Here is a 23367-nt window from a genome sequence, read left to right as displayed (position 1 = left end):
CACACAGGGGGTAATATAATACGTGATTTTTCAGGATAAAGGCCAAAAATGAAGCGATTGCCATTCGGCCTGCAGTCGCCCGCGGTTGAGATGCCAACCCAGGACGCGCAGCGCCGGACGTCCATCATCGCCGCCACCCGGAGCCGGCCCGTGGGTGTTTCAGGGTTAATCATCCGGCCGCACGGCTTCCTGTGACGGCCCCGGGAAAAGCCGCCCATTCGACGGGCCCGCAACCGGCTCGGGGTCACGTTGCGAATATTTAATGGAATGTTGGATGGTTATGAAATTTTTCGGTGATGGGTTGATGAGGCCTGGCGCCGATCTCCAACGGGTTACGCAACCGTCAAAATTGACAACCCCGAAGGTCATCAGGTATGTTTCTCACGGAAGAACCCGGGTGCCAGTCATCTTTTAGCCCCCACCACTACCGAATGAGGCACATATGACCAAAGAAGCGGTTGCCATATACTGGGATTTCGAGAACCTGCACGCCAGCATTTTCGATGCCGTCAACGGCAGCGGCAGCTATCCGAAACCGGCCAACCGGCATCGGCAGCAACAGGTGCTGGTGGATGTTCAGGGCGTCTACGATTTTGCGACCACCTACGGCAACGTGGCCATCAACAAGGCTTACTGCAACTGGCACTGGTTTACCAAATACCGCCAGAGCCTGCTCAAGTGCGCCGTGGAACTGATCCAGCTTTTCCCCCCCGGTGCCCAGGCCAAAAACGGGGCGGACATCAAGCTCTCACTGGATGCGGTCGAGGACATTCTTCGTTTTCCCCACATTTCATCCATCATTGTCGTTGGGGGGGACAGCGATTTCATTCCCCTGGCCCAAAAGCTCAAAGCCGCGGGCAAGGATCTCATCGGGGTGGGGTGCAGGAATGCCACCAACCGCCATTGGGCCAACAGCTGCTCGGAATTCAAATATTACGAGACCTTCGCCCTGGAACCCTCCGGTGAAGAAGAGGAGCCGGAAACCGCCACCGTCAAGGACGCCGCCGAACTGATCACCAAGGCCATCAAGCAGATCGCCCTGAGAAACGGCGACAAATGGGTACTCAAGGCGGCCATCAGGCCGGTGGTCAAACGGCTGGACCCGACCTTCGACGAATCCAACTACGGCTGCCGCAGCTTCGCCGACCTGCTGAAAAAACACGACAGCCATTTCCAGATCGAACGGGGCGAGCATGACCATCTGGTGGGGTTGAAAGAATAGGTGGATAACCATGCCGACTAAAATAAACACCCCCAGTATCATCGAGGCGGCAGGCACCCGGCCCAAGCGGATCGAAGAATATGTGGGCCGCGTCAATTCCGGCACCGGAGCGGTGAGCGTCGCCCGCATGATCTCCCCGGGGGGATGGCAGGAGCCGGGGCAGCGGCCCGAGTTTGACGAGTACACCGTGGTGCTCAAAGGACTGCTGCGGGTGGAATCGAAAAGCGGCACGCTGGACGTCCGGGCCGGTGAGGCGGTCATCACCCATGCCGGTCAGTGGGTGCGCTACAGCACGCCGGATCCTGCCGGCGCCGAATACATCGCCGTGTGCCTGCCCGCCTTTTCGCCGGACACCGTCCACCGGGATGACGAACCGGCCTGACGCCCCGTTCACCAATCGATTCTTCAACCGTATCTGGCGTGTTCTATTGAAAAAGTATACCCAATGAAAAGATGAGACTCCGATCGTAATTAAAATTCGGAAGCATTCCTTCATTTGGCCGTTGACATTGGCCTCCATCAGGCAAACCAGCCACCACTTCCATTGGATAAGAGTTCTGATGAAAAATTGTATATTTCTATTTCTGGCCCTGTGCGTGGGCGGCCTGTTGCCCGTCCAGGGCTCGATAAACGCCCACCTGGGAAAAAGCCTCAATCATCCGCTTCAAGCCACCTTTGTCTCTTTTTTCGGTGCCATCGTTGTGCTTTTCCTCCTGCTGCTGGCCCTCAACCCCTCCCTGCCGTCAGTTTCCCAGCTGAAATCCACACCGGCATTCTACTACACCGGCGGCATCTACGGGGTGGTTTTCGTCACCACCATCCTGATGCTGGCGCCACGCATCGGCATCGCCAACACCCTGGTGGCCACCATCATCGGCCAGCTCATCGTCTCGGTGATCCTGGACCATTTCGGTGCGTTCGGCCTGGTGCGGCACCCGGTGAACGGATTCCGCCTGATGGGGTGTGCCGGGCTGGTGATCAGCCTCTACCTGATCCAGAAATCCACCTGACAGGGAACCACGCCCGCCTGATCCGCCCGCCCCTGCCGGCCGCAGCAGGCGACGGCAACCAACCGGCCCTCTCCACGGGAAAAGGGTCACCCGCGGGGCAGGATCGTCCCCGATCAACAAAAAAAAACGGGCAAGAACCGGGATGCCGGTCCTGCCCGCAAAAAAAGAGTTGGAACTGGTTGTCGTTTTCGCATCCCCACCCGGGAATAGAAAACAACGCAGGTTAAGGAGGGTTAGGTTGCCTTCGCTGGAAATTGGGAAAGCATGTCCCATGCCACCCTACGGTATTTGAAGGATCACGTGTTTTTACGAATGGTTGCAAAAACCTTAAAACAAAGCCGCAATAAAATGCACAATTATTTTCCCACAGGATGGCGCGCGGGTGTAACTCAATACCCCCGGAGCATGGCCGGTGGCCCCACGGTGGGGGCAGTGTGGGGCCTGCAGGGAAAAACGCCTTGGCTTCACGTTCCACGGGCAGGCCGGATTACCATCTGGTAATCCTGGCGTCATCTTCTTGTAAGGATTGGCTGGTAAGGTGCGACCATAGTTCGGGCACCCTGATGACCTTTCATAGGGACCGGGGGCCCGATCTCCTCCTTACCCTCCTTGCGCCGGGTCACCTTCGGGTGGCCCGGTCCCCCGGTGCCCGGGAGGTACAGACCATAAAAGAAAGGCAGATCCCATGCAACCCCGATACATTGAACATATCGTCAACGAAATCCTGACCGACATGTCCCAACGGGAAACCCATGCCGACGCCCCGTCCGATCAACTTTCAGCCCCTGATTTCGAAAAAGCCTTCGGTGAACTGATCAAAGAGGATGATGAAACCAGCAGGGATGTCATGCGCCGGATCTGGAAGGAATTACGACAGGCACAGGGCAGTCGGCGGGTGACATCGCCAGGGTAAGGCGATCCGAAGCAAAGCGATTCCCTGGTGGGCCGGTGCCCGAACCGGCATCCGGTCAACGACAGGCGGCGGCAAACGGCATCGCCAGCATGTTTTTCTTGCTGGCTGATCGGGCGACCAGCAAGGGTTACCGCAACTGGGGGCCACAGCGCAGTTTACTCAAGAAAATAAAATGTTATGGCAGAGCACCGATGATATCCCGGTACTCATCTTCGTTGAAAACACGGAACGTTTCTGTTTTTACGGCTCCCCGGGAGCCTATGGCAAGCGCTGCCTTTGCAACCGCTTCATCGTCAGGCGCTTGTGACACAATAATGATGTCATAGCGTCCCATCGCCAGATAAAACTGTTTCATTTCGGCACCGAACGCCTTGAAGGCCTCCTTTCCGGCATCAAGCCGTGCGGGGCTCTCCTTTATATTCGCGATGCCCTGCTTGGTAAAATTGACCAGGGTAATGTACGTCGCCATGATACACCCTCCTTTTTGATCCTGTGTGGCCCCCAGAATCTCTAAACTCGAAACCTTGGCTGAGCCGTAATCGGTATGAGGACGGATTTCGCGTCTGGTTAGTTCTGCAAAAATCGCCGGGATGGGAACGTGGATTGCGCAGGTGCACGTGAGGTTGCGCTGCTCATACACACATACATGGATGATGTCTGTTGATCAAGAAATTACATTGAATAAAAAAAGCCCGTTACTGCTAAGTAACAGGCTTTATAAATGGCGGGAGCGACGAGACTCGAACTCGCGACCTCCGGCGTGACAGGCCGGCGTTCTAACCAAACTGAACTACGCCCCCGAAAGTGATGTCTTTGTGCGGATTGGTAGGCGGAACAGGGCTTGAACCTGTGACCCCCGGCTTGTAAGGCCGGTGCTCTCCCAACTGAGCTATCCGCCCGGATTTATAAAGAGCCTTCTTTTGAAATGCGTCAAAAGAAGAAGTGCATAGCTACCAATTCACCCTGGCAAAGTCAAGCCCAAAATCAGGGCGGCGGCACTTTTTAGTTGATGGAAATCTGGGGCTGTTCGGCCCCGCCGTTTTCCACCGGCATGGGCATGTCATCGTTGGTAAACAGCCGCTCCCCCTGGCCGAGTACCAGTGCATGGCCCAGCACCTCGTCCATGTGTTCCACCGGCACCACTTTCATCTGGCGGGTGACCACCTTGGGAATGTCCTTGAGGTCCTTTTCGTTTTCCTTGGGGATGATCACTTTCCGGATTCCGCCCCGGTGAGCCGCGAGCATCTTTTCCTTGAGACCGCCGATGGGCAGCACCCGCCCCCGCAGGGTGATCTCTCCGGTCATGGCCACGTCCCGTCGTACCGGCCGCCGTGTCAGTGCGGAAACCAGCGAGGTGCACATGGTGATACCGGCCGAGGGGCCGTCCTTGGGGATGGCGCCTTCGGGAATGTGGATGTGCAGATCCAGCTCCTTGTGGAACTCCTTGTCGATCCCCAGCCTGTCGGCACGGGAACGGACGAAACTGACCGCCGCCTGGGCGGACTCTTTCATCACGTCTCCCAGCTTGCCGGTGACATTGAGCTTGCCCTTGCCGGGCATGGTCAGGGTTTCCACGCACAGCAGTTCCCCGCCCACCTGGGTCCAGGCGAGCCCGGTCACCAGGCCGATCTGGTCTTTCTCCTCGATCTGGCTGATCTTGAAGGGAGGCGGCCCCAGCATCTTGGTGATGGTATTGGCCGAAATCACATGATTCTTCTCTTCTTTCTGGTTGACCACCTGGCGCGCGGTCTTGCGGCAGACGGACGAGATCTCCCGCTCCAGGTTGCGCACCCCCGCCTCACGGGTATAGCGCTGGATGATCATGTATATGGCCCCTTTGGAAAAAGTGATGTTCTCATCCTTGAGGCCGTTGGCGGCAATCTGCTTGGGAATCAGGAACTTTTTGGCGATGTTGTATTTTTCAATTTCCGTGTAGCCGGGCAGGCGGATGATTTCCATGCGGTCCTGCAGGGGCAGCGGAATATCCGGCAGCGTGTTGGCGGTGGTGATGAACAGGATATCGGACAGATCGTAATCCAGGTCCAGGTAATGGTCGTTGAAGCTGTAGTTCTGCTCCGGATCCAGCACTTCCAGCAGGGCGGACGAGGGGTCGCCGCGGAAATCCATGCTCATCTTGTCCACTTCGTCCAGGCAGAAAACCGGATTGTTGACCCCCGCCTTTTTCAGAGACTGGATGACCTTTCCGGGCATGGCCCCGATGTAGGTGCGGCGATGGCCTCGGATTTCGGCTTCGTCCCGCACGCCACCCAGGGACAGGCGCACATATTTCCGCCCCGTGGCCCGGGCCACGGATTTGGCCAGGGAGGTCTTGCCCACGCCGGGGGGGCCGACCAGGCAGAGAATCGGGCCGCGCAGTTTTTTCACCAGCGTCTGCACCGCCAGGTACTCGAGGATGCGCTCCTTGGGCTTTTCCAGGCCGTAATGGTCTTCGTTGAGTATCTTTTCGGCCTCGACCAGATCATTTCTGATGCGGCTTTTATTGAACCACGGCAGGCTGATCATCCAGTCGATGTAGTTTCTCACCACCGTGGCTTCGGCCGACATGGGCGTCATGAGCTTGAGCTTCTTGAATTCCTGGCGGGACTTGGACGCGGCCTCCTTGGACATGCGCTTGCGCTTGATCTTTTTTTCCAGGTCCTTGAGCTCGTCGCTCGCTTCGTCTTCGGCGCCCATCTCCTTTTTGATGGCCCGCATCTGCTCGTTCAGGTAGTAGTTCTTCTGGGTCTTTTCCATCTGCTCCTTGACCCGGCCCTTGATGCGCTGATCCATCTGGTAGACTTCGATTTCCAGTTTGATCAGCTTGACCAGCAGGGAGAGACGCTTGCTCAGGTCGACGGTTTCCAGCAGATGCTGTTTGTTCTCGAGCTTGAAAGAAAAATGGGAGGCCACCGAGTCCGCCAGCTTTGATGGATCGGCGATGGCGGACACCTTGGCCAGCAGTTCCTTGGAAATGCTCTTGTTGATGCCGGCGTATTCGGTGAAGTCGTCGATCACCGCACGCATGAGGGCTTCCACCTCAATGGTGTCGCCGGTGGTATCCGGCAGCAGGGCCAGCTCGACTTCGAAGAACTCGGGATTGGGCACGTACCGCACGATGCGGGCGCGCTGCTTGCCTTCGATCAATGCCTTGACGGTGCCGTCGGGCAGCCGCAGCAGTTGAAGCACCGTGCCGACGACGCCCACGTCGCAGATATCTTTTTCAGTGGGGTTGTCCACGCCGGCATTTCTCTGGGTGGCCAGAAAGATGCGCTTGTCCTTGTTCATGGCGCTGGAAAGCGCGCTGACGGATTTGTTGCGGCCGACAAAAAGCGGCGCCACCATGTGGGGAAAGACAACGATGTCCCTGAGCGGCAGCAGGGGAAGCACCTCGGGTGAGGCCTCCCCCTCCTGATTTTTAAAGAATTTTGGTATATTGACCATATTTTCGCTATGACCCTCGGTTACCCTTGCTCATCCGCAAAACCGCTTGCGTCGATGGATCAGGCCTGTTTCTTGGATGGCTCGTAAAGCAGAATCGGCTCTTCTTTTTTCAGCACCACTTCTTCGCCGATCACGCACTCCTTGACATCATCCTTGGAGGGGATGTCATACATGATATCCAGCATGCAGGATTCCAGAATGGCGCGCAGGCCGCGGGCCCCGGACTTTCGTTTGATGGCCTCGTCGGCAATGGCGGACAGGGCGCTGTCCGTCAGGCGCAGGTTCACCCCTTCGATCTCGAACAGCTTTTTGTACTGTTTGAGCAGTGCATTCTTCGGTTCGGTCAGGATCCGCACCAGGCTGTCGGCGCTGAGTTCGTCCAGGGTGGTAATGACCGGCAGCCGGCCGAGAAACTCGGGAATCAGGCCGAATTTGATCAGGTCTTCGGGCTGGACCTCGCGCAGGGTTTCGCCCAGGCTGCGCTCCGTGTCCTTTTTGACCATGGCCCCGAAGCCCATGAGCTTGCTGCCCATACGCCGGTTGATGATCTGCTCCAGACCGTTGAAGGTGCCGCCGCATATAAAAAGGATGTTGGAGGTGTCCACCTTCACGAAATCCTGCTGGGGATGCTTGCGCCCGCCCTTGGGGGGAACGCTGGCCGTGGTGCCTTCGATAATCTTGAGCAGGGCCTGCTGGACGCCTTCACCGGACACGTCCCGGGTGATGGAGGGATTGTCCGATTTGCTGGCGATCTTGTCGATTTCATCGATGTAGACAATCCCGCGTTTGGCCTTTTCCACGTCGTAGTCGGCGTTCTGCAGCAGCGCCAGGATGATGTTTTCCACATCCTCGCCCACGTAACCGGCCTCGGTCAGGCTGGTGGCATCGGCAATGGTAAACGGCACGTTGAGGAACCGCGCCAGCGTCTGGGCCAGCAGCGTCTTGCCGCAGCCGGTGGGGCCGATCAGAAGGATGTTGCTCTTCTGGATCTCCACGTCACCGGCGCTGACGGTCGTATCCAGCCGCTTGTAGTGGTTGTAAACGGCCACCGCCAGGTGCTTCTTGGCCACGTCCTGTTCGATGACGTAGTCGTCCAGCCGGGTCTTGATCTCCTGGGGAATCATCAGGTTCTCGAATTCGCCGGCCTCTTTTTCGTTTTCTTCCTCGATGATCTCGCTGCACAGCTGGATGCACTCATCGCAGATATAGACCGCCGGTCCGGCGATCAGCTTTTTGACCTCTTTCTGGTTTTTCCCGCAAAAGGAGCAGAAGAGGTTATCGTTTGGCTCGTCTTTTTTGGCCATATCATGCCTCCGTGTCGGTTAGGTGGTCCAGGTCATCCCGGTTGGTGATGACATGGTCCACGATGCCGTATTCTTTTGCCTCAGAGCCGGACATGAAGTTGTCCCGGTCCGTGTCCTTCTGCACTTCGTCCACGCTCTTCCCGGAGTGACGCACCAGAATGTCGTTCAACGCGTCTTTCATGCGCAGGATCTCTTTGGCCTGGATGGCAATATCCGATGCCTGGCCCTGGAACCCGCCCATGGGCTGGTGGATCATGATCCGCGCATGGGGCAGGGCATAACGTTTCTTGTCGGCGCCCGCGGCCAGCAGGAGCGCGCCCATGCTGGCCGCCTGACCGATGCAGACGGTGGTCACATCGGGTTTGATGTACTGCATGGTATCGTATACGGCCAGACCGGAGGTAACGACCCCTCCCGGCGAGTTGATGTAAAGGTTGATGTCCTTGTCCGGGTCTTCCGATTCAAGGAACAGCATCTGGGCAATCAACAGGTTGGCCACATCGTCGTTGATGGCGGTGCCCAGAAAGATAATGCGGTCTTTCAGGAGCCGCGAATAGATGTCGTAGGCCCGTTCTCCCCTGCTGGTTTGGTCGATGACCATCGGAATTAACGCCACAGTATCGTCTCCTTTACATCTGTATCGCTTCCGTCGGGCAGGGCGACCTCGGCAGGTTGAATGCCCGGACTCCGACGGACCGATCGACAGGTTTCAGCGCAAGGCGCGGATTCAAGGCGCCTGCTGTAATGGTAAGGCATATCGCCTTTTATCAAGCCTCGGCAGCCGGCTGATCCGGCTCGACCGATTCGATCTCGTTTTTTTCCATTATAAGCTTAATCGCTTGTTTTTCAAGTAAGGCGTGCTTAAAAAGCTCCAGCTTGTCGCCGCTGTTTCCGTAGATTCCCTTGACCACATCCACCGGCTGGTTGTAGGTGGCGGCCATCTCTTCGAACCCTTTTTCCAGGTCTTCATCGGCCAGCTCCATTTTTTCCTGCTGGATGATCCGGCCGAGGATCAGCTGGCGCCGCACCTGTTTTTCGGCGGTCTCCCGGTATTTTTCCGAAAGGCTTTCCCGCGAGATGCCGGCTTCCTCAAAGGTTTTGTTGTGGTAGGAAAAAGAACGCTCCGCGTCGGCGATGATGCCGTTGAGTTCATAGTCGACCATCACATCGGGCACCTCGAAATCGACCTTTTCCAGGATCTGGCTGAAAATCTGCTCGTTGAGTTCCTGCTCGATGCGCTTGTCGTATCCCTGGGTCAGGTTCTCTTTGATCTTGTCCCGGACCTCGTCGAGGGTGGTGAACGGCCCCAGCTGCTTGGCCATTTCATCGTCGATCTCCGGGAGGACCTCTTTGCGGATTTCGTTGAGCGTAACCTTGAAGTCCACCGTATGCCCGGCCAGCTTTTTATTGAAATAGTCTTCGGGAAAGGCGGCCGTGATCTCTTTCTCCTCGCCGGGATTCATCCCGATGACGCCGTTGTCGAAGTCTTCGGAGATATGGCCGTCACCGAGCTTGATCACAAAATTTTCGGTTTTCTTGGTCTCTTCAAAGGGCTTTCCATCCTTGAAGCCTTCGTAGTCCACCTGAACGAAATCACCGGTCTGGGCCGGCCGTTCCTCATCGATGGGCTCCCGTTTGGCCAGGTTCTTCTGCATCATCTTAATCTGGACGTCCACCTCTTCGTCGCTGGCCTGATAGTTGGTCCGAGTCAGTTTCAGCCCCGTGAAATCGATGTCGGCAATCTCCGGCTGGACTTCGACCGCGGCATCGAAGCAGTAGTCTCCCGAGGCCGCCAGCTCGGGCGGATCCACGGTGGGCGATCCCACAACCTTCAGTTCGGTCTCTTTGAGTGCGTCCACGTAGGCGTCCTGGATCAGCTTTCCGGTCACATCGGCGTTGACATCCTTTTTATATAGCCGTTCGAGCACCCCCCGCGGCGTTTTCCCCGGCCGGAAGCCTTTGACCTTGGCGGTCTTTTTCAGCGTTTTGTAGGCATCATCCAGCGCGCGGGTGACATCCGCCTCGGGGATCTCGATATGCATCACTTTTTTGATGGAGCTGCGATCTTCAACGGTAACCTTCATAGTCATCCTTTCTAAGCCCTGTACACCGTACTTTCCGGAGCAGCAGGGGCTGCCTTCCGACGCCGGAAGCAACTCGGTTCAGGTAAAAAATTAAGCGCCCCGACGCGACAGGCATCAGGGCTCCTTTTAACATCTTCCCGACAATGGTATGCGTTTTCACGCGTTGGAAATCGTATGTTCCAACCATCAATGCGGCCCCGCCATCGCTCATCGGCTGGTCGAGCGGTCCACGCCGCCAAGCGACAGTCGCTGCCTGAATCAGTGTGGTGCGAGAGGGGAGACTTGAACTCCCATTCTGTCGCCAGAGCTGGATCCTAAATCCAGTGCGTCTACCAATTCCGCCACTCTCGCCTGAGTTCAGCCGCCATCATGACGCCCAAATGCATCCCGCAGCTTGACTTTATCTGCAGATAAACTAAACTTCGCAAAAAAATCAATCGAAATAAATAATATTGATAGACCTTTCTGTCAAGGATTTCACTTTCCCATGCCCACGGTCAAGCCGCCATCGTTTTTCCGGTCCCGCGTGTTCGTCCTCCTGACCGGTATTTGTGTATCGCTTGCGGGGACGTTTTTTCTGCCGGCCCGCCCTGCCCCGGCGGCCACCATCGTCCTGGACCCCGGCCACGGCGGAAATGACAGCGGCGCGGGCAATCACGGCGAATTTACCGAAAAACGGTTCACCCTGACGCTGGCACAACAAGTCGCCGGCCGCCTGGCGGCACGGCACCGGGTTGCGCTGACCCGGACCGCGGATGTTACGACGGCGCCCGAAGACCGGGCCGCCGTGGCCAATCACCTGAAGGCGGACCTGATGATCAGCCTCCACCTGGCGGTGGCGCCCTATTGCGGCGACCGGACGGCCGCCGTCTATTTCCACAACGACGAACGCCTGACGATCCCTCCTGAACTGACGATCCCCGGCACGACGAACGCCCCGGGCACCGATCGCCCGGCCTGGGCCACGCTCCAGACCCGGCACCGGCATCAGAGCCAGCACCTTGCCGCCACGCTCAAACAGGCACTGATCGATACCGGCGCCGCTGACACGGTGACCGTCAGCGGCGCCCCCCTGGTGGCCCTGATGGGAGCGGACCTGCCCGCGGTGCTGCTGGAAGTGGGATGCGTCCACCCGGCGGTGGCTCTCACATCACAACAATTCAACCAGCAACTGAACGACATTGCCGAACCGATTGCAGCTGCCATCGAAACCGCCGTCAAGGAGCTGTTGCGATAGGGTCCATAGCGTATTCAACCGTTGATGACCTCGTAAAAAATCCCATTCCCGACGGGTTCGTAAAAAATCCGAGATCAAGGCTTGCGAATCCTTAGGAATGAGGCGTACTTACGGTACGCCGCAGTGACGAAGGATGAAGCGTAACGCAGATATCGGCGTTTTTAGGAACCCGTCAACCCTTGCGCCCTTATATAATCAGTGGTAAGAGGGCCAAAAAAATAATGTCGGGGCGTGGCGCAGTCTGGTAGCGCACCTGCTTTGGGAGCAGGGGGCCGGAGGTTCAAATCCTCTCGCCCCGACCAAATTTACATATAAAACGGGGTCTTGGCAATTTTGCTATTTCCCCGTTTTCCGTTTATTTCTATTTGGGACGGATTTGGGACGGGTTTTCGGCCCTTAATAAAAAAGGCCCCCGGTTGATTAGGGGTCGCTTGTCTTTATCGATTTCCTTTCAAATCCGCTTGTCGATCAAAATTCGGGTCTTTGTTTCACAACGGTCGGGACAGACCGACATCCCGATCAGTGGCCTTGTCAGCGCACTTCCCGCACTTGACGATACCGGTTAATCTTGCTATTTATCAAATGCTCATATCTGATTTTCAATCAAAAGACTATTTTTAGGAAGATTGGTGACTTAAGATACCAATTTAATTTCATTTATTGTTTTTTGCTTGATTTTGATTTATGCAAAAAATCAATATGAGGTGGATAGGTAAAAATTGACTCCAATATGTAGCGGTTGTAAAGTGATATCACATGTAGTATCTTATCGCTAAAGCTTTCGCGCACAATGCCGATATACCATTCTAAATGCCGAAGACTAAAAAAAATCTTGATTTTTATGTAAAAAATTTCTCCAATTTTAGTGAGCGGCTTCCTTGGAAATACTTCGTAAAAGTACTGACCGCACATTATGGATTTGAAATGGAAAACTCTAGGAGAGGGTCTGCAAGGCTTTTCATCCAAAAAGAAATTCGATTTACTGCGCACGAACCTCATGGCCGTGAAAATTTTGTTGCAAAAATTGACAGAAAGAAAGCTATTAAATTCATAGGCCTAATAAAATAAGGGACCTTGATATGGAAAAAGACTTACAATATTACATGAGTTTAAACTACCCCTTCACTGTGGAAAAAATAACAGATGATGGAGAAAATTATTTTTCGCTTGAACTTCCTGACTTACCAGGTTGCGGATCGTATGGGACTACTATAGAAGAGGCTATTGAAAGATTAGATGAAGCTAAGGAATTATGGCTCGAAGCGAGCATAAAGAGGGGTCTATATATTTCCGAACCAGTCAATGAAGATGATTTTAGCGGCAAATTCTTATTAAGAATACCTACCCGCTTACACATGAATCTCAGCCGAAAAGCTAAGATTAAAAATATTAGTCTTAACCAGTACGTAAAATCGGTTTTAGAAGAAGAGGATAATAGAGAAATATTTTATGAATATTTAACTGAAAGGGACCAAAAGCTTGTAAATATTTTGGAAACTCAAAGCCGGTTGATTAATCGATTAGAAAGAAGAATTCATAGTTTAGAAAATGAAGTGAACCGAAGTTTTAGACAGAAAGAACCCCTTTCTTCGGCTCACTGGTGGACTTCCAACGATAGTTATTATCAGCCAATGCCTCATGATTCTATCGTCTGCAGCATGGGCATAGTAAATGAGCCCACATATACGATAGCTGCATCAAATAATTGTATTGATATGTCGAAGGATGAAGAAAGGCCTAAAAAGGACAACGTTATTTCTTTAAGGAAAAGGTTTTCATCCACAGCAGTTACTTCTTTTTCGTTAGAGCAAAGTCAGATAACAATAACAACTTAACAATTGAAATATTATTTGCGAGGAAACATATGAAAATCAGCGATAGTATTAAAGAATACATTTTAGATGATCTTGACTTTGCATTGAAAAAAATGGAGGAAGCCAAAGATAAAGATGAATTGTTATACTTTTTTAGTGCCTTTGCAGGAGCGGTTCATCGAGCTTTTAATATTGAATATAAGTCGGATTTAGTTTTTGCACACCTTATACTTAAAACGACCCATGAAACTATTACGGCAAGATTAAAATCTATATTGTCAGGCAATGAAAAGAATATCCCCTTATATGAACATCAGTTTGAAACCCTGATCCAAATTTCAAAAGAATTCCGTGATAAGATTTCAGACAATAAAAGCTTCGATTCTGTACTGAAAAAGATGGCTATTTTGACCTACTCGGCAACTGGTAATGGGTATTATTTATATAGCAAAGGTCTTATTAAAATATAGAAAACAAAATGCCTGATTAGAGAAAATTGTTTGCCCATTTGTAGGTTGTAATACCGAACCAAATAAACCGGCCCAGGCATCGCTATCCCGGTTTTGTGAATCTGATATGCTTGGCGCCTATGCCGCCTTCACGTCCCCATCAAGGACCGCTTCACCCCCCTGGATGACCTCCCGCGCAGGGACACCCTTGACCCTGGCGTCAACCCACAAGTCCGCCCATTCCTTTGCAGACTCCAGGTCAAGCCCCTTCAAGCATAGAAGCCCACGCATTCGAAGTCTTGCCGCCTTGATTTGTCCTGGTGTGAAATGTTCCATGGTGCCCCTTTCAGCTTTCAGCTATGAGTTTACGTTCCTTTACAGTTGTCAAACGTCAACCTTTGGGGGCAACCTCTCACTTCTCAAAAACGATGTCAAGTAATTGTTCTCATTACTTTTTTTGGTTCCACCATCGGTTCCAATTTTGGAATTTTCACGCCATGCTGTACTGATGCGGCTGGTCCTGTTGACGGGGCCGTTCACCCGCCATGAGTGAAAGATATTCACCCAGGCAGCCCTGGGCCTCTCTGACGGCCCATTCAACAGAGTTCCGGCCCTGGCGGCCCTGGCTGAATATCACCATCAACAAGGCAACCATTCCGGCCATCTCGCTGTCATCAGGCCTGGGGTTCACCTGGTCATGTTCATGGCTACAACCTCGGCAACTGAAATCAAGATGGGGTTCATGGTGGGCGGCCGCTGCCAGGCAAAGGTAATAGCGGGGGCATTGGTAATTCTTGATGGCGCCATGTGGTGATCCCGTTTGCCGTGCGGCCCAGGCAATTCTGGATTCAAGGCCCGGCGGGGACGGGATAAGTTGAACGTCCAGGGGTTCCTTTTTCCGCCTTTCCCGTTCTGGCCTGGATTGTTTTTTGGGTTTGGGACGGTGCTTCTGATACCACTTGCGCCTGTATTCACGCTTGCAAGGCCAGCATCTTGAATCAACGCCATAGCTGCCTGATTTTAACGGCGGAAAATCTGTTATCGGTAGGGTCTTGCCACATCCGCGGCATGTTTTGACAGGTGGGGTCATCCTTTGCGTCTTGTTTCTATGAAAAGTAATTTTTAATAATGCACTAAAAAATTCCTACCACTAAGTCTAAACCGGGACTTCGCGTTACCCGCGAGGGGGGCCGTCAAAACAGGACCCGTCATTTTTTATGACCCCCCTTCCTGGGAACGCCCCCTTTTTTATCCCACCAGGTGGCCAGGAGAAGCCCAGGGCGGGCCGTCATGCCTTGGAAGAGGCAAGGGGGTGACCAGGTGGATCAAAGGGAAGGAAAACCCTCGCGCTGCCCTGGTCAATCACATCAGCGCCCATGTGTTACATACGGCCGGTGGCGAAAAGCTTGCCTTCAAAGAACGGGGCCAGGAGCAACCCCGTCCACCACTCAGGCAAGGAGTGATGACCCGACCGCAAGCCCCATCATCACACTGGGGCTGACAGCTTAGCTGCCGTCATTGTTAAAGGCAAAAGACACGGGATGCCGGACCGCAACGTCAATGGACTGATGGGCAACGATTCGGACCGTCCCGGACAGGCTGTGGGTATAGGGGTCAACCAGAATTTCAAGGCCACCCCAAAACCCGATGATCAAATCAGAAAAATTTCCGAAGAACATATCACCCGCGGTGATCTGGCTGGTAATGGCAACCTTGTGGCCGTTCAGACTTTTACCGCCGTCATAAATAAATTCACCGGTAGCAGCAATTTTCTCTGTAACTTTCAGGCTCCCGGCCATTGCAGGCTCAAGCACATAGCCCGTGGTCCCCTGAAGGGCATTGTCAACCGCCACTGCGGATTCCATGGCCACCACTTCCGCCCAGGTGGGGACGGCCGCGGCAAAATCCGTGGGGGTGTTGATGCCGGTCTGAAGACTGATGCCTTTGGGCTGACCATCGGCGCCGGTCCCATAGAAGGCGGCCTTGTCAATCAGCACAGCCAAGGCGCCGGTCAGGTCATCTTTGATGATCATGTCAGCGGCTGGCGTGGACTGAAGCCGAAGGTTTCTGGAAATTTCAGTATAGGCAGCCGCGGTTTTCGGCTTCATGCTGATCTGATCAAACTGGGCTTCACTGTTGCCAGCGTTGCCGCCTTCCGTTGAAATCCAGCCCGCAACTGCCCCGCTGGTCTTCCTGGGGATCAATACATCACCCACCAGGCCATCCAGTTTAACAGCGCCCAGGCTCATGCAGACACAACGATTCCGCAAGACATCGATAAAGGACCCGGCCAGCAGGTTGTCTGCCACCAGTTCAGCGCCATCGGTGGCCGTTCCGGCCGTCAGGGTTCTGGTGTTGAAAGGAGTGACGTCCCGATGCCCCATCATGTCCCAGGGAATAATGACACCGCCCTGATAGTTGGGCTGATGTTTGGCGGCCGCGGCACTGGCTTCAAGTTCAAAACCAGCGGCCTTAATAAAATCCTGATCTTTGGCCCCAAAAATCGCCGCATTCACGGCACGGCTGAATGAATACCTTGCCTTGTCCTGGTCAGACATCCCGATGAAAGAATCTGCAACTTCATTTTGAATTTTCAATTTTACCACCTCAAAAGTATTTAATTTCAGTATGATGGCTTGATCTGCCCAGGGGGCCAAAAGAAAAGGCCTTCGGGGCGCATCTCACCTGTTGAGTGATTTTGCTCCAAAGGCCTTTGCATCAGCCTCATACATGGCGGGGTTTTCATCCCTGCCACATTGGCGCGGTACTGCTTTGGTTTTGCCTTCCACCAGTCGGCTTTGCATCGCGTTCCGGCTTCTGGAATTGGTGCCTTCCTTTGCGTCAGAAGGCAACCCGTCAATGCAATATTTGGCATTTTCGATCAAGCGCTTTTTTCCGCCATTGAAGCAAATTTTCCCCGCCCTATTGCAAACGGCCCACCAGGGACGTCAAGCCATTGTGCCTTCTTCTGGCCGACAGCAGCACATTGAACAATGACGCCATGCCTGAGAAGTTCACTGGCCTGGGTCCTGAGCTTGTCACGGCTGACAGTCTGAAACATCGGGGGAAGGTCCTTATTGCGCCTTTCCCACAGGCCATTCATGCCGGTCAGGGTAAAGGGACGGCCAGCCCTGGCGGCCTCTCTGATGATCTCTTGCAGGTCATGGCCACTGGGTCCTGTTATGATGACACCCTTGCCTGTATAAAACGCCTGGATAACCTTTTGATCCTCAGACCACCCGGCCCTGATTTCCTCAATTTCCTTTTTCAACCGGTTCACCTTCGAACATCCACAATCGGTGTCTTTCCAGTTCCGGTTCAATATCGACGCTGAAACCAGGGCCAGCCCTCCACATCGATGGCATTTACAAATCCACAACGGGAAACATCCGTCACTGGTATTCAATCCTGACCGGAAAAGGCCAACAAGGTGACCGGCCTGGATGCCAGTGAAATCCTTTTCAACAATTCTGCTCATGATCCTTTTTCCTTTTCATGTTGGTATCGTCAGCCCTTCTATTAAGATCCCAGGGGGTGGGTGGGGTAAGGGGACCCGCCCCGCCCCCGGCAGGGATCTTTAATAGAAGGTTCTATTAAGAACTTCTATTAAAGACTTCTGTGTGTCGTTTCGACCCAGGTTGATGGTCAAAACGACACAGGTTGAAGAACAAAATGACCCAGGTTTGGTCTAACCTGTATCCATATGACCCAGGTTTTTCACCGTTCCTTAAATCCGTTCCTGGAGCTAACCTGTATCGTTTTGACCCAGGTTTGATTCCACTGGTGCAAATTTTGACGGACATTTCCGGCCAGGTATGACAGGATAGATGATCGGGGAAGTTCCACTTTTAAAACGGCCGTCACACATGACCCCGAACTTCTCAACAATGATCCAGCCCTTTTTTGCAAGTGAATCCCTGTTTCGAACCCATGTCTTCCTGGTGGAGTTCGTACGTTCTGCCACTTTTTTCTCACCTGGCCAGCATTCAAGTGCATATGGCGAGTTCAGGTAGCTTCTACAGATCAAAATGGCGCCAAGCTCACCGATTGAAAGACCCCCTGACATGACAGCGGCATTCACCCAGGATCGGACAAAAATAAATGGCTTTTGCTCTTTACTCTCTAACCACTTCCGGCGGGCTTTGATCCTGGCAACCTTCTTTCTTTTCAGGTGGGCAGGATTCTGGCCGTCTGCCCTGGCATCATTCTCACAGCTTCCAGCGCCACCATCCTGGCCGTCAACGGATTCGGGTTCCGGTGGTGGTTCATAATCCACCGCGGCCCTGCAACGTTCTGCCATGTCATCAAATGCTAACTCAGCCAAATCAACACTTGGCGGGGCACCAACTACCTTAACTGTCCTTTTCCGAATAGGCGCCCCGTCTTCAGTCCATAAATGTCCTAAAAGACTTCTTGCAGCATCATTGGAAAATTTTGAAAAGTCACCATCCCCTTCATTAACGCAAAAAAAGACGGCATCGATCTGGCTAAAAAACTGAGCTAAAAGCCTGCTCCAGGAGCCGTGATCTGGCGGACATGTTGTCTCTATCTGGCCATCCTCTGGAAGCTTTTCCCGGAAAGCATCAGCATCCTTTTTGCTTCGAAAAAAAAGGACCTGTCTTATTCTTATCGGAAACGGTGCCCGGTATAACCTTATCATGCCGCCGCTGCCCCTATCTTTCCGCTGCCCGCTGTTTAATCCATTCATCCACTTCTGACTCAATCCACCCGGCACTATTGCCGCCCAGGCGGATTCGTTTAGGAAATTTCCCGGCCTTCTCCCACCGCCAGGCCGTGACATTGGAAACACCTATTCTTTTTTCAAGCTCCGGCCACCTGATAACTCTTTCCTGCATGACTGCCTCCTTCAATAAAAATGCCCATCAAGTTAATGTCTTGATGGGCACCGTTACATTTTGAAAGGTGGTGTGTCTGTATCTGGAGGTCTTAGACCTGTGTAACCAACCTTTATAATTCTTTTTTAATTTTTGTCTTTTCCGCCAGCTACGTCTTTCATTCTATTTTTGAATTTTAAATAGCACTTCCGAACCAGTTGCCAGTGGTTTTCAGTCTGTTCATCTTCTCCAAAAAAATGTTTTCCAGCCGCCTTGTATGCCTCTGTCTGATTCGCACCATCCCGGCGTTCATACGCAACACGGTTATAAACGGACCACAAAAATCTAAAATCGCCTTCTCCGCCATGGTCAAGGAATTGTCGATATTGTTCAAAAGGCTTTCCCTTGAACCCTAATGCGTCTCTTATTTCCTCAGGGGCCCTCTTCTTAGTTGGGGAAAGATTGACAAGCTCTTCGGCCACATCTTCAAGGTAATCCATCACCCAACCAGGAAAGGTCTTTTCTTCCTTGCAACATTCAAGGACCATATCCCATGCAAATAATGGGTTCTCGGTCCGTTTGTATTCCGAAAATCGGTCTTCATTAAAATCAAACATCACGCCCCCTTCCTGGCAAACTGGATTACATTTCCGGCCTGACCGTCAACATGCCCCAAGATCTCGGAAAGACGCAGTTCCCACATGGCCAATGCCTGGCGCTTCTCGGCATCATACGAATGTTGATTGTAGACAGCTAACAGCCCTTGCAACTTGTGGCCTAATACCCGTTCGGCAATGACATCCTGTATGCCAATTTCGGCTAAACGGGTCCGCAGTGTTCTTCTTAAATCGTGAGGAGTGAACCGTTCGTCAACCTCCATTTCCGCCCAATGCCGTTTAACGGCCTTACCCAAAGCGGCCCTGCTTAAAGGGTTGCCCGGTTTATGACTGGATTGAAAAACAAAGTCACAATCTGGAGAAGAAAACACCTTGGCCTGTTCAATGATGTCTATCGCCATGCGACCCAGAGGCACTCGGTTTTCCTGCCTGTTTTTGGCCCGTTCTGGCGGTATGGTCCAAGTGTTGGTGTTTTTATCAATTTCTGACCATCGCATATCGGAAACCTCGCCCGGCCGCTGCCCTGTGAGTAGAATCATTTTAATGGCAAGCTTTGTCGGCTTGTATATATCGATCTTCATGTTTTCCAAGTCCAGGCCGGCCCATAGCTTCACGATTTCATCATTGGATAAAACTCGTTTTCTCGGCTCCTCTTTCGGCCGCTTCATGCCTACCATGGGGGAAAAGTCGATAATCCCGCGTTCAGCCGCAAAATTCCACATTCTGATCATGGCCGATTGCAGCCTGCTTGCACCAATCGGTGCCCTTTTTCTCACCTTGTCAATCATTAACACGGCATCCCGGCGGGTAACATCCTTCACTTTTCGTTTTCCCCAGGCAGGGATCACATCTTTTTTGATAAGGCGTTTTCTTTCATCCCCTGAAGGCTTTTTAGAAAGCTCCACCTCGTAAAACTCGTCAAGTAGCTGTTGGACGGTCGGAGCGGCTTTTAGCTTGGCTTTTTTCTCCTTCGCAAGCTGCCCAGGGTCAATGCCCCGTTGAACCTGTTGAAGGGCTTCTCCGGCTCGTTTCCTGGCTTCTCCAAGCCCGATGCCCGGCCACCGCCCCAGGGTCATCCGGCGGTCCCGGCTGTCAAAATAATATCTGAAAACCCATGATTTTAAGCCGGATGGGGCAACCCGTAACCACAACCCACCAGCGTCTTGAACCTCATATCTTGACCCCTTTTTTGACAGCCTCTTAACTGCCAAGTCCGTTAAAGCCATAGGTTTTTCCCCTCTATTTTGGGACGAATTTTTTACCAAATATAAGCCTTATTACAGCTCATTTTTATGCAAGGGTATGAAACGGCATTTAAGCCTTTTTTTGTTTAATGTCAATAAGTAATGTTGTGTTGTGAAGGAGAGTGAAGGGGGGTGAAATACGACTCTTTTTGATTTGGGAGCAGGGGGCCGGAGGTTCAAATCCTCTCGCCCCGACCAATAAAACCAATTAGTTAAACGGCATCTGTTGTGGGTTCTCTCGAATAGTATCACTCCCACAACAAACGGTGACAATATTCCACCACGAATCTTGTCACTGTAAAAATCCCTATTCATTTTAGTGGGTTGACTTTTGAGAAGTCGGCCCATTTTTGTTGGCGCACGCTCATAATCTTGGTTTTCAATCACATCCAATAGCTATCGGGTATCTGTTATGTATGCTAAAGATCGGTAAAGATGCCCGACAATCCTGAACAAAACCGGATGTGATTGGTTAATGATCGTCAGAGAAGCGAATATACCGTTGACAGTGGTATCACAACGTGGCATACGAATAGCATAAAAACAATCATAGAAACCATGAGTAAGATTCTTCAAAAAATTATCTATACCAGCCTGGCCATCGTAGGGGTATTCTTCGCGATGCATGGTATGGTGACGGCACAACAGGCATGCTGTGTTAAGATAGAAAGTGCCTGTATTCCTATATCAAATCGAAACCAAGTAAACAGAGCCATCCTCAATGTATGCAAGCCTTCACTTTCCCACCACTATCGAACTGATTCAATTCAAAAAAACAGTGTAAATGATGTGGGGGCAGAAGCCGCATGCTGTAAGGCCGATTATTGTCAGGCGTCTGGCCAAGCAACCTTCATCAGTGCATCTTTTTCCGACGACGTGTATCGACTTGCCGAAGCAGCATGTTTTGAAAACCTAAAAAATTGCACCAAAACTACCGTTGGTTCCGCAAAATTACCGATAATTCAAGCATCTTCACCGATTTATATCCTAACTAAATCAATTCTTTGTTGATTCCTTCCCGGTGAGGCAAGCCGGTTTCGCCACAGCGACAGGGCATAGTCGCGCAGTCGCGGCTATTACGCCACATCTGGCTTCCCTCTGTTCAGATCCCATTTCCTTTACATTGTTATTTACATCGCCGCAATCCTGTCAGTGTGGGTTATCGCACTTTGGCAATAGCGTTTTGTAGAGTTTTATCGGTGCATTATGAAAAATAAAAGAACTATCCAAGCCAGATCCATCTCACAGCAAAAAACGATGATCATAGCTGTGGCAATGTTCGTATTAGGTTTTTTTTCAGGTATCTGTGTGGCTGTTTATAAAACTGGAACGGTTTCCACAACCGCCTCAAAACGGACAACCACAGACATGGACCACGCGCAGCGGTCAGAAGTCCTTAGGCAGGAAGTTGCTCAGAATCCAGGCAATACCAGTGCTTGGGTTCAGTTGGGCCATACCTACTTTGACATGAACAATCATGTCCAGGCCATTGACGCATATGAAAAATCGCTTGAGCTAAATCCAAACAATGCTGACGTACTAACGGATTTGGGAATCATGTACAGACGAAACGGTCAACCCCGAGAAGCGATTGTTAAGTTTGACAAAGCCATCTCCGTAAACCCAAAACACGAAACCGCAAGATTCAACAAGGGAATCGTTCTGATGCACGATTTGGGGGATCGCGATGGTGCGATCAGAACCTGGGAGGAGTTGCTTGAAATCAACCCGATAGCAATGGCTGGTAATAACCATAGCGTTGATCAGATGGTCAAACATTACAAAGAAGGTCATGACCGATAAAATTCTAAATGAGGAAGTTCATTTAATGAAAACGGCTAACCGCTCCAAGCGGATGCTTGACGCGCTTTGGGATATTTTTGCGTCCGTGAAGCTTACCGTTGTGACCCTTACCCTATTGGCAGCGACCTCAGTGCTTGGAACATTTATTCCCCAGAAAGCAGATCCATCTTTCTATATTCGGGCCTACGGTGAATTCGCCTATCGTTTGATGCAAGTCTTCGACATTTTAGACATGTATTATTCCTGGTGGTTCCAGACCCTCATCGGAATATTGGCGATTAACATAACGGTATGTACGATTAAACGGTGGCCTGCGATCTGGAAAATTGTCTCGTCTAAAAATCTTCGGTTAGAAACGATCAAGAAAAAAAGTCCAATTGGAGAATTTTCCGATCCACGCCATACTGATGAATTATTGCCGCTATATAAAGCGTACATCGGGAAAAAATACAAAAGAGTGGAAATGAGCTCGGAGAAGCCTGGCATGATGATCGTCGCTGAAAAAGGGCGATGGACAAGGCTGGGCGTTCCGGCTGTGCACTTAAGCATTGTCATCATTTTAGCCGGGGCGTTGATTGGATCGTTTTTAGGTTTCGATGGGTTCGTCAACATCCCCGAGGGACAAAGCGCCAATTCTATCCGGCTACGCAACAGTGATGCCACGCTGCCACTGGGTTTTGAAGTCCGATGCGAAGACTTCGATGTCAGCTTTTACGACTCCGGTTCGCCCAAAGAATTCAGGTCGAGCCTTACCATATTGGAAAATGGAGAGAAAGTTGCCGAGAAGGATATTATTGTAAATGATCCTCTGCGATACAATGGCATTAATTTCTTTCAATCCAGTTATGGCCAAACACCTCCCAATCGAGTCCGGATCAAGTTCACGTCATCAAAGTCAAATGAAAGTCCGCTTCACAATCTTTCAATGGGACAGACTGTAGGATTGCCTGATGGAGCTGGACAATTCACTTTGCTGCGGTACACCGGAAACTACAGTTTCCGAGGAACAATGATAGGTGAGGCAATTGAAGGATTCCTGGAAAAACCTGGAAAGGAATCCCAAGAAATTGCTCTGCCGCTTCGTTTTCCAACATTCGATAAAATGCGCAAAGGCGATTGGTTCATATCTGTCGATGGGTATGAGGATGCATTTTACACCGGTCTGCAGGTAACCAAAGACCCTGGTGTTCCGATCGTTTACCTTGGTTTTGTCCTGTTACTTGTCGGCTGCTGGATAGCGTTTTTCATGTCTCATCAAAAGATTGTTGTTGACTTGCAGCCGAGCACCAACAGCAGCCGTATCACAATATACGGTGTCACCAATCGAAACCGGGTCGGATTTGAAATGGCGAGTCATCAACTTGGTGAAGATCTCAGCAAACTATAGGAATTAA

23 protein-coding genes and 4 tRNA genes are annotated in these 23367 nt (G+C 51.9%); 11 read left to right on the top strand and 16 right to left on the bottom strand.

Going from position 1 to position 23367, the window contains the following annotated elements; genetic code table 11:
- Positions 1–442: 442 nt before the first annotated feature.
- The 4 genes from DSCA_RS24200 to DSCA_RS24185 all read left to right on the top strand — a co-directional run bounded on the left by DSCA_RS24200 (position 443) and on the right by DSCA_RS24185 (position 3145).
- Positions 443–1222, top strand: coding sequence for an NYN domain-containing protein (locus DSCA_RS24200; protein WP_155318892.1), 780 nt, complete (start codon positions 443–445; stop codon positions 1220–1222).
- A gap of 10 nt (positions 1223–1232) precedes the next feature.
- Entirely contained in the window at positions 1233–1604 is a 372-nt protein-coding gene (locus DSCA_RS24195; RefSeq protein ID WP_155318891.1) for a cupin domain-containing protein, read from the top strand.
- 178 nt (positions 1605–1782) lie between these two features.
- Positions 1783–2232: a DMT family transporter gene (locus tag DSCA_RS24190; protein WP_155318890.1), complete on the top strand. Its 450-nt coding sequence runs from the start codon at positions 1783–1785 to the stop codon at positions 2230–2232.
- Positions 2233–2917: 685 nt separating this feature from the next.
- Entirely contained in the window at positions 2918–3145 is a 228-nt protein-coding gene (locus DSCA_RS24185; RefSeq protein WP_155318889.1) for a hypothetical protein, read from the top strand.
- Between the two features lie 175 nt (positions 3146–3320).
- Here DSCA_RS24185 and DSCA_RS24180 read toward each other — a convergent pair whose 3' ends face one another.
- The 8 genes from DSCA_RS24180 to DSCA_RS24145 form a co-directional block, all read right to left on the bottom strand.
- The gene (locus DSCA_RS24180) at positions 3321–3614 is read right to left on the bottom strand and encodes a GYD domain-containing protein (protein WP_155318888.1); all 294 of its coding nucleotides are present in this window, start codon (positions 3612–3614) and stop codon (positions 3321–3323) included.
- A gap of 253 nt (positions 3615–3867) precedes the next feature.
- Positions 3868–3945, bottom strand: a tRNA-Asp gene (locus DSCA_RS24175).
- A 23-nt stretch (positions 3946–3968) separates the two neighbouring features.
- Positions 3969–4044: transfer RNA gene (locus DSCA_RS24170), tRNA-Val, on the bottom strand.
- A gap of 103 nt (positions 4045–4147) precedes the next feature.
- Positions 4148–6586 carry an endopeptidase La gene (lon, locus tag DSCA_RS24165; protein WP_155318887.1) on the bottom strand — a complete coding sequence of 813 codons (2439 nt, stop codon included), beginning with the start codon at positions 6584–6586 and terminating at the stop codon, positions 4148–4150.
- 59 nt (positions 6587–6645) lie between these two features.
- Positions 6646–7890 carry an ATP-dependent Clp protease ATP-binding subunit ClpX gene (gene clpX / locus DSCA_RS24160; RefSeq protein ID WP_155318886.1) on the bottom strand — a complete coding sequence of 415 codons (1245 nt, stop codon included), beginning with the start codon at positions 7888–7890 and terminating at the stop codon, positions 6646–6648.
- 1 nt (position 7891) lies between these two features.
- Complete coding sequence (clpP, locus tag DSCA_RS24155; RefSeq protein WP_155318885.1) at positions 7892–8506, bottom strand: ATP-dependent Clp endopeptidase proteolytic subunit ClpP; 615 nt, start codon at positions 8504–8506, stop codon at positions 7892–7894.
- Between the two features lie 151 nt (positions 8507–8657).
- On the bottom strand, positions 8658–9974 hold the full coding sequence (gene tig / locus DSCA_RS24150; protein WP_155318884.1) for a trigger factor: 1317 nt from the start codon (positions 9972–9974) through the stop codon (positions 8658–8660).
- A 264-nt stretch (positions 9975–10238) separates the two neighbouring features.
- Positions 10239–10325: transfer RNA gene (locus tag DSCA_RS24145), tRNA-Leu, on the bottom strand.
- Between the two features lie 136 nt (positions 10326–10461).
- On the opposite strand from DSCA_RS24145, the gene DSCA_RS24140 reads away from it, so the two are divergent.
- The 4 genes from DSCA_RS24140 to DSCA_RS24125 all read left to right on the top strand — a co-directional run bounded on the left by DSCA_RS24140 (position 10462) and on the right by DSCA_RS24125 (position 13495).
- Positions 10462–11211 carry an N-acetylmuramoyl-L-alanine amidase family protein gene (locus DSCA_RS24140; RefSeq protein ID WP_155318883.1) on the top strand — a complete coding sequence of 250 codons (750 nt, stop codon included), beginning with the start codon at positions 10462–10464 and terminating at the stop codon, positions 11209–11211.
- A 225-nt stretch (positions 11212–11436) separates the two neighbouring features.
- Positions 11437–11513 (top strand) — tRNA-Pro (locus tag DSCA_RS24135).
- A gap of 777 nt (positions 11514–12290) precedes the next feature.
- Positions 12291–13046: a type II toxin-antitoxin system HicB family antitoxin gene (locus DSCA_RS24130; protein WP_155318882.1), complete on the top strand. Its 756-nt coding sequence runs from the start codon at positions 12291–12293 to the stop codon at positions 13044–13046.
- Between the two features lie 29 nt (positions 13047–13075).
- On the top strand, positions 13076–13495 hold the full coding sequence (locus DSCA_RS24125) for a hypothetical protein (RefSeq protein ID WP_155318881.1): 420 nt from the start codon (positions 13076–13078) through the stop codon (positions 13493–13495).
- Positions 13496–13964: 469 nt separating this feature from the next.
- On the opposite strand, the gene DSCA_RS24120 is transcribed toward DSCA_RS24125, so the two are convergent.
- The 8 genes from DSCA_RS24120 to DSCA_RS24085 all read right to left on the bottom strand — a co-directional run bounded on the left by DSCA_RS24120 (position 13965) and on the right by DSCA_RS24085 (position 20152).
- Complete coding sequence (locus DSCA_RS24120; protein ID WP_155318880.1) at positions 13965–14165, bottom strand: hypothetical protein; 201 nt, start codon at positions 14163–14165, stop codon at positions 13965–13967.
- Positions 14166–14979: 814 nt separating this feature from the next.
- Positions 14980–16071, bottom strand: coding sequence for a phage major capsid protein (locus DSCA_RS24115; RefSeq protein ID WP_155318879.1), 1092 nt, complete (start codon positions 16069–16071; stop codon positions 14980–14982).
- An 84-nt stretch (positions 16072–16155) separates the two neighbouring features.
- Positions 16156–16359, bottom strand: a complete 204-nt coding sequence (locus DSCA_RS24110) for a hypothetical protein (protein ID WP_155318878.1) — start codon at positions 16357–16359, stop codon at positions 16156–16158.
- Positions 16356–16952 carry a hypothetical protein gene (locus DSCA_RS24105; RefSeq protein WP_155318877.1) on the bottom strand — a complete coding sequence of 199 codons (597 nt, stop codon included), beginning with the start codon at positions 16950–16952 and terminating at the stop codon, positions 16356–16358. The genes DSCA_RS24110 and DSCA_RS24105 overlap by 4 nt, the downstream gene beginning before the upstream one ends.
- Before the next feature lie 267 nt (positions 16953–17219).
- Positions 17220–18182, bottom strand: a complete 963-nt coding sequence (locus DSCA_RS24100) for a helix-turn-helix domain-containing protein (protein ID WP_155318876.1) — start codon at positions 18180–18182, stop codon at positions 17220–17222.
- Entirely contained in the window at positions 18148–18330 is a 183-nt protein-coding gene (locus tag DSCA_RS24095; RefSeq protein WP_155318875.1) for a helix-turn-helix transcriptional regulator, read from the bottom strand. Before DSCA_RS24095 ends, DSCA_RS24100 begins: the two co-directional genes overlap by 35 nt.
- A 125-nt stretch (positions 18331–18455) precedes the next feature.
- Positions 18456–18926, bottom strand: a complete 471-nt coding sequence (locus DSCA_RS24090) for a hypothetical protein (RefSeq protein ID WP_155318874.1) — start codon at positions 18924–18926, stop codon at positions 18456–18458.
- On the bottom strand, positions 18926–20152 hold the full coding sequence (locus tag DSCA_RS24085) for a tyrosine-type recombinase/integrase (RefSeq protein ID WP_155318873.1): 1227 nt from the start codon (positions 20150–20152) through the stop codon (positions 18926–18928). Before DSCA_RS24085 ends, DSCA_RS24090 begins: the two co-directional genes overlap by 1 nt.
- A gap of 576 nt (positions 20153–20728) precedes the next feature.
- Here DSCA_RS24085 and DSCA_RS24080 point away from each other — a divergent pair.
- From DSCA_RS24080 to resB, 3 genes are all read left to right on the top strand, one after another.
- A complete protein-coding gene (locus DSCA_RS24080) occupies positions 20729–21181 on the top strand; it encodes a hypothetical protein (RefSeq protein ID WP_155318872.1) in 453 nt (150 codons plus the stop codon).
- A 195-nt stretch (positions 21182–21376) separates the two neighbouring features.
- Entirely contained in the window at positions 21377–21973 is a 597-nt protein-coding gene (locus tag DSCA_RS24075; protein WP_155318871.1) for a tetratricopeptide repeat protein, read from the top strand.
- On the top strand, positions 21963–23360 hold the full coding sequence (gene resB / locus DSCA_RS24070) for a cytochrome c biogenesis protein ResB (protein ID WP_155318870.1): 1398 nt from the start codon (positions 21963–21965) through the stop codon (positions 23358–23360). Before DSCA_RS24075 ends, resB begins: the two co-directional genes overlap by 11 nt.
- Positions 23361–23367 lie beyond the last annotated feature (7 nt).

The sequence above is a fragment of the Desulfosarcina alkanivorans genome, from assembly GCF_009688945.1.
Lineage (GTDB): Bacteria > Desulfobacterota > Desulfobacteria > Desulfobacterales > Desulfosarcinaceae > Desulfosarcina > Desulfosarcina alkanivorans.
The sequence above is the reverse complement of the archived record's forward strand: the minus strand, read 5'-3'. Positions and strand labels throughout refer to the sequence as shown.